This is a genomic window from Paenibacillus sp. P5_B5, from assembly GCF_056400365.1.
This window is the reverse complement of record NZ_JBFULK010000011.1, coordinates 106,948-119,936: the sequence shown is the minus strand read 5'-3', so window position 1 is coordinate 119,936 and position 12,989 is coordinate 106,948. Positions and strand designations below refer to the sequence as shown.

Here is a 12,989-nt window from a genome sequence, read left to right as displayed (position 1 = left end):
CATATTTACTCCTTTTGTTCCGCATTTATCTTTTAACAGCACCATAATTTACATAATTTTCAACGTAATACAAAACTCATAATACCCCTCATTATGCTCCAGCCAAATGCTCCCACCATGTAATTCAACGATCTGCTTCGCAATCGACAGTCCTAGACCGTACCCTGTAGGCACCCGTTGGTCAGATGTGGATGACTCCGTTTGATAGAACCGTTCGAATATATGCTTTTCTTGTTCCTTGGTGATTGGCTTACCATAATTCGCGATACTCAATAAAATCCGATTATTCCGTTGTGAGATACTTACCTTAATATCACCTGGTTTAACTGAGAACTTCAAAGCATTCATGAATAAATTGTCTATCGCCCTAACCATTTTATCAACATCGATACGAATCATATAGCGAGCGGGAATCATATCTTTATCTATCTCGACACCTTGCTCTTTGGCGACTGGTTCAAGTTCAATTATCATCTGCTCTAGCAAACTATTAAAATCAACTTCCTGATACGTTAAACGAACATCGCGATTGGATAGCCGAGTATATTCAAACAAATCATCAATCAGCTTTTTGAGCTGTTGTGTTTTATTAAACGCATTATCAATATAACGTTCTTGCTCCTTCTCATCTTGGAATGTACGAGATTTGAGTAAATCTAGATAGCCAATAATACTTGTCAAAGGAGTTCTAATATCATGCGAGACAGCTGTAATTAACTCCATCTTGGACTTCTCCAATTGGCGTTCTCGTTCCATCCGTTCATTCAGTTGTTCTGCCATATGGTTGATGTTCTGCGCGACAATCCCCAGCTCATCTTGTCTTAGAATGGGGAGTCGGTAGCTCAAGTTTCCGTCTGCGATCGACTTTAATCCATCTGTAAGTGCCTTTATGTACCTCATAATGTGGCGAGTAAAAAATATAAAACAGAAAATGAATGTACCTATAAAAGCAAATTCAACTGAATCATAATAGAGATTCTGCAATGCCGCCGCCGCCATAAACGAAAGCAGGAAGCTGAATAAAAAAGCCCATAGAATTTGAATCCGAATGCTTTTTTTGCCACTTATGAATTCCCATATTTTACTTCTCAATCTTATACCCCACTCCCCAAACCGTTTTAATATACTGTGGTTCTCTAGGGTTTATTTCAATTTTTTCGCGAATATTCCGAATATGGACCATAACCGTATTTTCGGAGTAAAAGGCCGTTTGGTCCTTCCATACATTCTGATAAATCTTATCAATGTTAAATACTTGTCCTCGATGGGTGGCTAACAATTCAAGTATCGAAAATTCAATCGGGGTTAAAGCTACTCCCTTACCTCGAGCGGTGATCGTGTGATGATCCTTGTTGATAACAAGGTCATTAATAGAAATGAGGGAAAGATCAGAAGTTGTATTGACAGAGTTGTAATTGACTCTCCTTAACTGCGCTTTAACCCTTGCAATTAATTCGAGGGGGTTAAATGGTTTGGTCATATAATCATCTGCTCCAGTCGATAGACCCGTAATCTTATCAAGATCTTCTCCTTTGGCTGAAATCATAATGATCGGTATACCCGATGTCTCCCTTATGGTTAAACAAGCATGAATGCCATCCATATTCGGCATCATGATATCTAATATGATTAAGTCGATATTCTCACGATGAAGAAGGGCTAGCGCCTGTACCCCATCCTCTGCTTGTAGAACATGATACCCTTCATTACGCAAGTAGATGTGAAGGATATCCCGAATTTCTCGATCATCGTCAACGACCAGAATTTTCGTTTGCATCAACTTTGACCACCCTCCCGAGACTTATTATATTGAAAACCATATCGAATAATGATAAACACCGCACTCCCTACAATAAGAAACCACAAGATCATCATGCCATAAGTATAAATCATAGTTCCAATTTCTTGTATATGAATTCCAATTAAACTCCCCATTGTAAAATAAATTAGTGTCCAAACAAAACCAGTCGTATAGGCATACAACGCATAACGCTTGAAGCTCATTTGGTTGAGACCTACTACATAGGGCATGACATGCCTTACTATTGGAAGAAAATAGCTGATGCATAACGCAAAACTTCCATATTTATTAATCAAATTTTCTGAAACGATCAAGTATTTCTGTATTTTATTCTTTCTTCGTAATCGTTCGAGCACCTTCTCACCCATAAATCGGCCCAGAACATAACCTAGTGATATTCCTGAAATAACCCCTAAATATGTTAGTATGAATGCGGGGAAAGCTAACAAAGTCCCATCTCCAGTTAATGCTCCTCCTGTCATCACAATGACTTCATCCGGAATAGGCATGCCTACAATACCAAGCCACAGGGAGAAGAATAAAGCGACATAACCAAAATCATGAATCAAAGTAACTAGCAAATCGTAGTTCATTTATATGCACCTCCATACATCTTGTTCGATGACACAACATTACTAAATTAATATGACCATGAAAAAACCAGTTACAATTCCAAGTAAGCTCCCTGCGAGAATATCCGACGGATAGTGAAGCCCTAGGTAAATACGTGACAATCCAACCATTATGGCAAGGAGTAGAAGTACAATCGAAACACTACCTGTAACAAACAAGATTGGTGTAATAACTGAGAAAATAGCTGTTGTATGACCCGAAGGAAATGAGGAATCGAATAGAGGATTTGAACCTACTTTTACTTGTGATAGAGCGAGAAAGGGTCTTGTTCTTGGAATTTTCTTTTTTATAATAGCTACAACCAGATGACTGATCGACAAGGCCGCTAAACTCTCAAAGCCGACTGTCTGCCATAACCCTGAAGCAAATATAACGAGTGATAACGAAAGAAATATCGTACAAATCGCCCCACCGGTATGAGTGATAATTCCAAAAAAACGATCCAGAATTGCCCGATTTAACGTCTGATTACACCAATAAAACAGTCTTTTATCAACTCGCAGCAGCATTTGTAAATAATGACTCTGCATGCATTTTCCAATTATATAATAAAGGAGTTTTCCGAGTAGGATTGCCCCAATTACATCTAATACAACATGCTGTTTAACAAATAAAGTTGAAAATATAATCGACCATGAGGTGATAACGACCATGAATCGCACAATCTTAGACTGATTCGTACAATCTAATATGCCCTTCATCACTAGGTAGCTGGTTAATACATGAATACTGGGAAAACAATTATAAGGTTGATCCGTCTGATAAACGAGCTGGACTAATGAATACATTAACCCCTCATCTGTTATGGGTGGACGTGTAACTGTAGTCTGATAAAAATAATAGATGATATAAGACACAATCAATCCAGCACATATAGCACTCAAGGTTCGATAATAGACCTTACGATTATGCATACAAAAAATAATAAGTAGTCCAAAAATGAAAGGGTACCACAGCAAGTAAGGAACAATAAAACCAGGAACAAAAGGTATTTGTCCATCAAGATCTGTCACTAAATTAATGGTGTTAGAATCTACATGATTCAAGATGCCGTAAAATACATTTAAAACTGGGATAGCCAGTATCCATAATAGAGGCGTATACTTCGCGATCCCGCTCCTCATAATGCACCAAACGGTATATGCAATAAGTGCTGAACATCAATGGTCATTAGCTATGCCTCCTTTTCGTACAAACATATACAAATGCAGGTGGAAGGTTAAGTGGAACAAATTTAACGGTTTTAATATCAAAATATTTAGATAATTGTTTCTTCATTTGTTGAGAATATTGAAAAGCAATAAACAATCCATCATCTTTAAGTGAACTAATAATTTGCCCTATAAGCTGATCTCTGAGCGCTTGAGGAAAATTAAAAAAGGGTAAACCACTTATAATACAGTCAAGCTGTTCAATCTGTTCGTGTTGCATCGCAAATTGAAGTTGAGTGGCATCTATATAACTTGGATATTGTGTATATTGATGACTTAATTCCTTGCGTAAATCGTTGTCTTTCTCAAAAAGCAATACTTTTGTGTCATTACTTGCAGCTGCTTGAATGTATTTGGTAATAGCTCCTGTACCAGCACCGAGTTCTGCCACACTTCTTACCTGATGCCACGGGACCATTTGTGTCATTTTCATCGCTAAAAACTTGGAGCTAGGCGTAACACTCCCCATTTGTCCGGGTGAACGCAAAAATGTAGAAAAAAAAACAAGTCTTTCTTGTAACCGCTCACTGATACTCAACATCTCTTCATCTCCCTCTTCAACCTTCACAATCCTTATGTTACTTTGTAATTCTGCAGATAAATTGGAGGATTTTCTGAAGAAATTCTGTATATTAATAAATAAAAGCCCGTTTAAGCCATTTCACAGGCGATAAACGGGCATAACTATAGAAAAACCATTTTTTCCTTTATACTTAAATGATTCAAATAGTAAAAGCGCCTTAAAGGCGCTTCCTATGTATCCTATAAATGATAGCTAAATTATTGAGAAGACTGGGCACACTTACGAATCAACGCAATCTGACCCGCATGAAGTCCTGTATGGTATATTACTCGACCTAGTGCCTCACGTGGCGTGGAAGGCCCTATAGGTGAAGTTACCACTTCATCCCAAGCTTCCTCAGGCAGTTCCCTCATCGCATCCGTTAAGTGTTTGTCAGACGCTTCTAGGAATGTAAGCAATTCCTGTAAGTTTGCATACAACCCATCATCCTTAGAAGGACCATTTGTTGTAAATGTAACTACCTCAGGCGTACTTTTCTTGAAGAACCAATCAGCGAACATATATTCAACTTCAGCGCCATGACGCATTGTGTAACCAATGGAGGACGTATCGTGTGAGAGTTTGAGGAGTAATTCCTCTTCCTTCAAGCTTTGCATCGATTTCTGAAACCGATCGCGAACCGTTCTCCATATCGGATTAACAGCATCAAAAGACATTAATATTCACACCTTTCAAATGAATCTTACTTTTCCTTCTTGTCGATTACAACATGCTCAAATCTATCACCAGACAGATCAACATCAAACGCTTGACCAAAGCCAACCACATAGCGACCTTCTAATGGAGTAAGCTCAAATAATGAGAAATCAAGTCCACGTAGCATATTCATCATCTTCTCGCCAAACTTAACATTGAAATGTGCAAACACGTCATCGTGACCTTCATTACCAATATTCTGAGTTGTACATACCCATCTAGCGCGTTCACGAGCAAACGTATTATTGGATGCAGATTCATCCGCAATCAGCATCACGTGAATCTTGTCATTGTTTTCTACAAATAGATAATGGTCAGATATGCGGCTGATGTAAATGTACAGCTTTCCATCTGCTTTCACATAGGGTGCATAGCTGATAAAAGGAACGCCATTCTCATCTATTGTACTGAGCATGATTGTCTTACAGCTTTCTACAAACTCCGCGTATTTCTTCTTCGTTGATTCGATATCGAGTTGCTTCATTGCAAATTCCTCCAAATGTTAGATTAAACTATTGGTTTTGCTCTCTTGAGTGGGTGAATACGTGGCGATTCAGAGTCCTCAGTGAATTGAACATCTGCTTCTACACCGTAAATATCACGAATCATGACAGGTGTTAATACATCACGAGGTTTACCAGATAAGGCTAAGTTACCTTTTTGAATCACATAAATTTTATCACTATACTCACTTGCCTGATTCAGATCATGCAGTACCATTACGACTGTGATGCCAAGCTCCTTGTTTAACGTCCGTACCAGTTCAAGTACTTCCAGCTGATGAGCAATATCCAAGTAAGTAGTAGGTTCGTCAAGCAACAGCACCTTAGGTCTCTGAGCCAGCGCCATTGCGATCCAAGCTCGTTGAGCCTCGCCACCAGAAAGAGAGATGACGAGTCTATTTCGCAGATGCCCTAATCCTGTTTGTTCAATAGCCCAATCCACAATTTCATAATCCTCAGTGGATAGTCGTTCGTACCATTTTTTGTGAGGAAGTCTCCCGTAAGAAACAAGCTCATCCACTGTCATGTCAGCAGGAGTGTGATTAGACTGGCATAACATACACATGATTTGTGAGATTTGTTTGTTCTGCATCTTCTTAAGCTCTTGACCTGCGATGCATACACGCCCACTTTCGCAAGGTATCATTCTCGATATACCCTTCAATAGCGTAGATTTACCGGAGCCGTTAGGCCCGATTATCGAAACAATTTCACCCTCATTAACTTGAAAAGTAAAATTGTTCACGATCTTATTGCCATCATAGCTAATCGTTAAATCTTCGGCTGCGAGCATGTCACACATCACCTTTTCTCATCAAATATAGAAAGTATGGTCCCCCAGTTACTGCCATGACAATACCAGCGGGTATATCTAGTGGTGCAAAGAACGTTCTTCCCGCAGTGTCTGCGACCAGTAGAACGAGCGCCCCTAAACCAATACTCATTGGAAGCATCTTGCGATAATCAGAACCTACAAGCATACGGGCCATATGCGGTACAACCAAACCAACGAAACCTACCATGCCAACAGTTGATACCGAAACAGCAGCTAAATATACAGCGATGAATGAAAGAATAATTCGAATCCGATTTATATTCTCGCCCAAGTTAAGAGCAACTTGTTCACCTAATCGCAATACGTTCGCTTGTCTAATACAAAATAGCGCTGYAATCCAACCAGCTACAGAATAAGGCAACATTACCATCACATCGCCTATCCCCTTACCCGACATACTGCCGTTCAACCACTGCAATGCAGTAGGAAGTTTATCGCTATATAGGATAGATAATAAAGCAATGATTCCACCGAATACGGAGTTGATAGCTACACCAGATAAGATAACTCTAATCGGTGAAATCCCTCTCTTCTTCCAAGCCAGAGCGTACACCATAGTTGCAGCAATACTTCCCCCGATAATCGCAGCTAAAGGGATAAACGATGAGTAGCTTGGGACGACGAGGAGAATGAACAGTACAGACACGGCCGCACCACTCGATACTCCCGTTAATCCAGGATCCGCAAGTGGATTATTCATAACGGCTTGCAGCAATGCGCCAGAAATAGCTAGGTTCGCGCCGATGATCACAGCTAGGCTGACTCTCGGAATTCGAATATCCCATATAATCGTATTTGTTACTTCCTTGCCGTTTCCAAACAACGTATTCACAATTTCAATTGGTGAGAACCGAACGCTTCCAAGTCCGATTGATAGTATGATTGCTATTACAAGGAGGACGAACGTGATGACAATTGTTACGCCTCTCGTCTTCTTTACCATTAGCACTTGCCTTCCTCCACGTTATTGATATAATTTATCTGCCATTTCTTTGAATGCTTCAGGTGCTTTGATAACGGATGAGACACCGAACAGGTTATAATCAAGCGCTTTTACCTTGCCATTCTTGAAGGCATTCAGCTTGTCCCAAGCCCCATTCTTCTTAACATCTTCTTCGAATTTCTTAACAGCAGCGTCCGGATCACCATGTGCCACAAGTAAAATAACATCAGGGTTCGCTGTAACTACATTCTCCATATTAAGTGCTATGTAAGTTTCCTTGGACTTTAACACATCAGTAACGACATTTGATGCACCTAGCTTTTTAGCCATACTTCCTGGAAATGTATTTTCATTCATCAACATAAAAGAATCGGCTGTTCCGAATAAGAACATCACTTTTGGAGCTGTCTTGCCTTTAGATAGTTCCAATGCTTCCGCTTCTTGTTTATCTAACTTGGCAAAGAAATCATTCGCCTTCTGCTCTTGTTTAAATACACGACTGAGAACAACCATTGATAATTTCAAATCTTCCAAAGAATCTGAAGGTAGGTAAGCGGTTTTTAGGGAAGCTGGTTTAAACTGCTTTTCTAAACTATCTTTGATAGATACAGGTCCAAGTATCACATCTGGCTGTAGCTTCGTGATTTGTTCAACATCAGGCTTAAGAGCTGATCCTATTTTTTGTACGTTTTTTAAATTCTCAGGTAACGCAATTGTAGATGTAGGGACACCAACTGGTAGTACACCTATTGCATCAAGTATTTCTGCCATAGCAACTGAAGCGCTTACTACTTTCACCGGCATCTCTGAGCCGAACTGAGCTTGTAACTCAGATGCTTTCGTTTCGTCTACTGCAAATGCCGGGGCTTTACTTGCTTCTGGAGTATTTGTTGGCGCAGGTGTTGCGCTTGCGACTACTGCTGGAGTAGCGCTAACAGCAGGCGCAGATGATGACTGGCTACTGCACCCTACAGTGACAGCTAGTGCAGTCAACCCAAGCAGCATAGTCGTTTTACTAGAATTAATTCTCATTTAATTGCTCTCCATTCTAAAGTTACTATTGAGACTGATTATCAATATCAATTCCAATATCTTCTTTATATCACAAAGAGCTTGTTCATTACAATACAATTGAGAAAAATTATCATTATCAATTAAAAAAGTCATTGATATCATTTCTTATAACTAAAAAACCGACAGTGTAGACTACCACTAGTAGTCATTACGCTATCGGCGTTAAGAAATATAATGTAAATTTAGCAACTTAATCACTTTTCACTTTCTAAATCATTTTACATAGTCTTCTTTTAAAATACTGTACACTTCTAAATCGACGATTCCTTTGCCTGACCACAGTGTTGCTTGTCTTAGCGTTCCTTCTTTGATGAAGCCATTCTTCAATAATACTTTCTTTGAAGTCTCATTGGGAGGCATTACTTCAGCCTGAATTCTGTTGACGTTGACATCCATAAACAAAAAATTGAGCAATATTTTTACCGCTTCAGTAGCAATTCCTCTTCCCCAATGCGATTCCGCCAAAAAGTAGCCGATCGACACCATGTTTACCTTTTGATTGAAATCGAGAACTTCAATAATACCAAGCAATCTATCACATTCATTATTGGCGAATATCCCCCACTTGACCCTTGATCTTTTATTATAGTCTCTCTCAAAATGCCCTATCATGTTTTTTACCGTATCTTTATTGTGTTTGGGTATAATGCCGCAGTAATCAAAAACTTTGTCATTGCTATAAATTTCAAAAACTTCATCAAGATGATTATCTTCAATCTTCTTCAATACGATATTATCTGACTTTAAGATAGGAAACTGCTCAAATACTGCTTCTATGTTCATTCCGTCACCGTTCCATATTTTCTTTTTTATTGGAATATCACTAAACTCCAACTCTTTTAAGAATGAATTATTTGTTATTAAACCTTTTACCCTCTCTTTTGTATTAGGTCGTTTGGGTACACCACCGTTTCTATTAAGCAATATCCACCTAAGACAAGCCAACGCTTCAAAAACTTCAAGTTCTTTTTGCTGAATTTCATTTTCCAATAGATAAGCGGAACAAAACACATGTGCATATCGCTCCGAAATGTATATTTTTTGTAGAGTAAGAGACCACGCAAAATCATATCTGGAATCCCCTAATTGTCCGTTCGTCCAATCTATTACGGTATATCGGTCATTTTCCTCTAAAATGTTTTCTAAGTGGAAGTCACCATGAATAATTCGATCTTGTTTAATTTGAGTCATTTGAACAAGAGAAAATAATGCACTATTTAAGTCATCGTGTTCCCTTACCCCAGGAAAAAAATAATCCATGAAATCGTACTTTGGAAGAAGTATATTATTTTCAATCTCTTCAACGTTGATTTGATGTATGCTTGATAATAGGTTCGCAATATCAGTCATTTTCTTTTCATTCACTTTAAGAACAGTCATTCCGTCAAAGGTTGTTAGCAACACCTTATCTGCGTTTGGATTTATCCCCCAGCCCACTGGCTTAGAGACTGATAATCCTCGTTCAGAAAGGGCATTCAATAAATGAAATTGAAAACTAACATCAGGTTTGGAACTCTTATTCCATACTTTCAATACAAAGCTCTCTTTATCTGAACTTATCTTCATGACTTCAGCTTCAAATCCATGATCCATTGGATGAGTAGTTAAGGTGTGTTCTTGATTTAATAAATTATCCATAATTTCAGTTTTTTCTATCCAATCCACGATACCTAGAGGGTTTCCCAAGAATGTTCTTCCTTCCGCAAGGTTATTCATATTCTCTTCTTAATAAGCTCTTTGATTGTTATCATGTTTTCCCATGCTCTTTTTAAGAGTTGATTTTTTCTATTTCTATTGTAATCCTCCAGAGGAGATAACTCTTCTTGCTTACTATCAACACACAGCACTCCACATGTGTCGACTCCCATAATTTAAACACCAATATGTAACTTTAACATTGTTGCTTCTACTCTTAACTCAACTTTCCGCTGTACCAGTATGTGCGATACGCATCTCCGCGCAGGCTATTACGGCAAGTTTAGCTTTCCATATCATTGGCTTCATTCTTATGCAAAGAAATGTAATGCTCCCCCACTTTTATCATTTGTTCCAGAATAGGTTCCAAGCTTTTTCCAAAATCGGTTAATGTGTACTCAACCTTCGGCGGTATCGTTAAAAATGCGGTACGTTTAACGATACCACCTACTTCTAGCTCACGTAGCTGTGTAGTTAGAACATGCCTGGACACGCCGGGGATGAGTCGCTGGATTTCACCAAAACGCCGGGTTTGCTGAAGCAGTTCATAAATGATCCTAGGTTTCCACTTCCCGCTAATCATTTGAAGTCCCACTTCTACAGGGCAACCAAAAGTACCGTCCTGATAAGGCATCATTACCTCCACAATGGTTAGATTTTTATGACTATGTCATCATTTTCTGCGTAATTAAATTATTGCGAGAATTCTGCTAAGCTAACACATATAACCATCATACAGAAAGAGGCGATTTAATGAAATCCCCCAGTCAAAAAAGCCCAGTCTTGAATCCGGAAGATATGAATGCTGCATTTGCCGAAGCCTACAACTCTTGCGACATAGGCAACCTGCTTGCTTTATACGAACCGGGTGCCGTTCTGATTAATCCGGATGGCTGCAAGGATCAAGGAATTGATCTTATTCGCAAGACTCTTGAGGACCTATTCCGACTGCAAGGCAGCATGGTATCCAAAAACATTTACTGCATCCCTTTTGAAAATATCGCTTTGCTGCGTGCACATTTTATCCTTAATACAGTGGATGCGGATGGAAGTCCGATACAAATCCAAGGCCATACTTCAGAAATTGTGAGAAAGCAGCCGGATGATAGCTGGTTGTATATCATAGATCATCCGCTTGGCGCGGATCTGCTAAGCGAAACGGAGCCCATCGGCTAACAAAAAAATTTGCCGTTATTTGTGGTACGGCTCACCGTAGTGATTTTAAAATATCCTGCTTAGTAAGAAATCAACAAAGAACTGTAACAGAGCCTTTCAAGGTAAGCGTCAAAACGTGCATTATCCCGAATTTTGGATGAGGCTCGATTTGACGCTTACTTATATATGACTCAGCAACAATGTCTGGATCTGACAGCCACTGAGAATGCTCTTAATCAAAAAATTGCATGTCTTTGTGGGTACTAAAACTAAAACAGAGATACTACATAAAGTGCAGTATCTCTGTTCAACTCCTGTATATCAGTTTAGTTTTTACATTCGTTCAGAAAACGCTACCTCCAAATAATCTGGTCAAACTTCGCTAAGCCTTCCGAATGATTTTTTTATCCACAATTTCATATACCATATCAGCTACGTTCTCCAACAAACGGACATCGTGTGATATGAAAATTATTGTACCTGCGTAGTTTTTCAATAAGTTTTCCAGTGCCTCCACTGCAGGAAGATCGAGAAAATTGCTTGGTTCATCCATGAGCAAGATATTGTATCGCCCCAGCAGCGTTTTAGCAAGCTGTAATTTAATGATTTCACCACCACTTAAAACAGACAACTCTTTGCGTACATCATTATGAGAAAATCCCATAGATGCCAGTACCGCGCGAATTTCCGGCACCTGATAATCACAGTCTTCCAGCATGAACTCCATAACACACTGATTACGATCAAACTTGTAACCGTTTTGAGCAAAGTAGCCAATTTCCGCTTTAGGAGATATGGAAATGCCTTCTTCACGATTTAGTATCATTTTGAAAAGCGTTGTTTTACCCGTTCCATTTGCACCAGTTACCGCAATCTTGGCACTGAGTGGAAATTGGAAAGACGCTTCCTCAAAAATGACCTTGTCCCCAAACCTTTTGGAGATCTCTTTCCCCGTGATTGGAAATGAATTGTGAAGTTCCAACGCTTTGCTCTGTCGGAATTGGATGGAACGAATCGCTTCGGGAGGTTTCACATCACAGAGCGATTCGATTCTACGTTCCATATTTTTAGCGGCATTATGGAGCTTCTTCTGTTTGCTGCCCGTTGTCTTTTGATGACCAAGACGTCCGCCGCTATCAGAGCTGTTTTTTCTCGAAGCTCCCTTCGCTTTTTGGTCAATCTTCCGAGCCTGATTCTGTGTTTCAGTGATTGCTTTCTCTAGACGATCTCGTTCAGTGGTAAACTGCTTATATTGTGCAGCCTGGCTTTGCCGTTCTTCTTCTTTTTGGGACAAGTAATCCGAGCATCCTCCCCAATACTCGGTAATCTTCCCCTCTTTCAACTCCCAAATCTTATCGACAACTTGATCAAGGAAATAGCGGTCATGACTTATGATGAGCAAAGCGCCAGAATAGTATTTAAGCTGGTTGATCAATAAGTCTATGCCATCACGGTCCAGGTGACACGTCGGTTCATCGGCAAAGATACCATGTACCTCCCCTGACAAAGCGTGTGCAATTTTAAAGCCGTGTTTCTTCACCACCGCTCATATGCTCCGCTTTATAACCGTCAATCCCCAGCTTGCCCATTAAAGCGTAATCTTTTACCTCTTGTACGACTATCCCATCCAACTGTGGGATATAAGTGAAATGACCTTCGCGGACAATTTTACCATGTGGCAAAGGAGTTTCACCCAGCAGCACTTTTAACAATGTGCTCTTTCCTGCTCCGTTAGCACCTACTAGACCGATGCGATCATAATCATAAAGCTCCAAATCATCAATATCTAAGACATCGCGGCCCATATATTCCACAAGAATATCTTTTGCTTTTATTAATAACTCCATATGAGTATCCTCC

General features: G+C 39.5%; 13 protein-coding genes and 2 pseudogenes. 1 reads left to right on the top strand and 14 read right to left on the bottom strand.

What is annotated here, in order from left to right; all coding sequences use genetic code 11:
- Positions 1-48: 48 nt before the first annotated feature.
- The 13 genes and pseudogenes from AC1DOK_RS15640 to AC1DOK_RS15580 form a co-directional block, all read right to left on the bottom strand.
- On the bottom strand, positions 49-1,092 hold the full coding sequence (locus AC1DOK_RS15640; RefSeq protein ID WP_477555226.1) for a HAMP domain-containing sensor histidine kinase: 1,044 nt from the start codon (positions 1,090-1,092) through the stop codon (positions 49-51).
- A complete protein-coding gene (locus AC1DOK_RS15635; protein ID WP_477555225.1) occupies positions 1,082-1,777 on the bottom strand; it encodes a response regulator in 696 nt (231 codons plus the stop codon). The genes AC1DOK_RS15640 and AC1DOK_RS15635 overlap by 11 nt, the downstream gene beginning before the upstream one ends.
- Complete coding sequence (locus AC1DOK_RS15630) at positions 1,777-2,394, bottom strand: DedA family protein (protein ID WP_477555224.1); 618 nt, start codon at positions 2,392-2,394, stop codon at positions 1,777-1,779. Before AC1DOK_RS15630 ends, AC1DOK_RS15635 begins: the two co-directional genes overlap by 1 nt.
- A 42-nt stretch (positions 2,395-2,436) precedes the next feature.
- A complete protein-coding gene (locus AC1DOK_RS15625; RefSeq protein ID WP_477555223.1) occupies positions 2,437-3,558 on the bottom strand; it encodes a phosphatase PAP2 family protein in 1,122 nt (373 codons plus the stop codon).
- A 46-nt stretch (positions 3,559-3,604) separates the two neighbouring features.
- Positions 3,605-4,186, bottom strand: a complete 582-nt coding sequence (locus tag AC1DOK_RS15620) for a class I SAM-dependent methyltransferase (RefSeq protein WP_477555293.1) — start codon at positions 4,184-4,186, stop codon at positions 3,605-3,607.
- A gap of 239 nt (positions 4,187-4,425) precedes the next feature.
- Complete coding sequence (locus tag AC1DOK_RS15615) at positions 4,426-4,884, bottom strand: DinB family protein (protein ID WP_477555222.1); 459 nt, start codon at positions 4,882-4,884, stop codon at positions 4,426-4,428.
- 26 nt (positions 4,885-4,910) lie between these two features.
- On the bottom strand, positions 4,911-5,408 hold the full coding sequence (locus tag AC1DOK_RS15610) for a HugZ family pyridoxamine 5'-phosphate oxidase (protein WP_477555221.1): 498 nt from the start codon (positions 5,406-5,408) through the stop codon (positions 4,911-4,913).
- Positions 5,409-5,431: 23 nt separating this feature from the next.
- Entirely contained in the window at positions 5,432-6,220 is a 789-nt protein-coding gene (locus tag AC1DOK_RS15605) for an ABC transporter ATP-binding protein (protein ID WP_477555220.1), read from the bottom strand.
- A gap of 1 nt (position 6,221) precedes the next feature.
- Positions 6,222-7,205: a FecCD family ABC transporter permease gene (locus tag AC1DOK_RS15600; protein WP_477555292.1), complete on the bottom strand. Its 984-nt coding sequence runs from the start codon at positions 7,203-7,205 to the stop codon at positions 6,222-6,224.
- Between the two features lie 21 nt (positions 7,206-7,226).
- Positions 7,227-8,237 carry an ABC transporter substrate-binding protein gene (locus AC1DOK_RS15595; protein WP_477555219.1) on the bottom strand — a complete coding sequence of 337 codons (1,011 nt, stop codon included), beginning with the start codon at positions 8,235-8,237 and terminating at the stop codon, positions 7,227-7,229.
- Positions 8,238-8,492: 255 nt separating this feature from the next.
- Positions 8,493-9,062 carry a GNAT family N-acetyltransferase gene (locus AC1DOK_RS15590; RefSeq protein WP_477555291.1) on the bottom strand — a complete coding sequence of 190 codons (570 nt, stop codon included), beginning with the start codon at positions 9,060-9,062 and terminating at the stop codon, positions 8,493-8,495.
- A 219-nt stretch (positions 9,063-9,281) separates the two neighbouring features.
- Positions 9,282-9,872: pseudogene (locus AC1DOK_RS15585) on the bottom strand (aminoglycoside phosphotransferase family protein); the annotation flags it as partial.
- A 385-nt stretch (positions 9,873-10,257) separates the two neighbouring features.
- Positions 10,258-10,608 (bottom strand): winged helix-turn-helix transcriptional regulator, encoded by a 351-nt coding sequence (locus AC1DOK_RS15580; RefSeq protein ID WP_477555218.1) that lies wholly within the window; start codon positions 10,606-10,608, stop codon positions 10,258-10,260.
- 119 nt (positions 10,609-10,727) lie between these two features.
- Between AC1DOK_RS15580 and AC1DOK_RS15575 the strand changes: the two genes are divergently transcribed.
- Entirely contained in the window at positions 10,728-11,150 is a 423-nt protein-coding gene (locus AC1DOK_RS15575) for a YybH family protein (RefSeq protein ID WP_477555217.1), read from the top strand.
- A gap of 361 nt (positions 11,151-11,511) precedes the next feature.
- Here the strand turns inward: AC1DOK_RS15575 and AC1DOK_RS15570 are convergent.
- Positions 11,512-12,976: pseudogene (locus AC1DOK_RS15570) on the bottom strand (Msr family ABC-F type ribosomal protection protein).
- Between the last annotated feature and the right edge of the window lie 13 nt (positions 12,977-12,989).